Here is a 267-nt window from a genome sequence, read left to right as displayed (position 1 = left end):
GCCGGCGGCGAGGAGGGCGGTGACGGTCCGGCTGACGGTGCCCTTGTGCAGCCCGGTGGCGCCGCCGATCTCCTGGTTGCTGCGGGCACCGTCGCGGACGGCGTGCAGGACCCGATCCCGGTTCGTCGCCGGGCCGGCCTGCGCCGTCGGGTCTGTGACCAGGGTCAGGACCGGCGGGCCCGCCTCCGCAGCAGTGCCGGTGTCGGCGTGCCATACCGAGACCGGCAGGGCTTGGACGGCGGTGTCGTCGAGTGTCCAGGTGCGGAT

The 267-nt window shown here is 74.9% G+C and carries 1 protein-coding gene; it reads right to left on the bottom strand.

Features of this window, described 5'->3' with window-relative positions:
* On the bottom strand, positions 1–267 hold a 267-nt coding region (locus G6R25_RS24790), incomplete at both ends, for a hypothetical protein (protein ID WP_205447487.1).

This window comes from Candidatus Frankia alpina, from assembly GCF_902806485.1.
Lineage (GTDB): Bacteria > Actinomycetota > Actinomycetes > Frankiales > Frankiaceae > Frankia > Frankia alpina.
The sequence above is the reverse complement of the archived record's forward strand: the minus strand, read 5'-3'. Positions and strand labels throughout refer to the sequence as shown.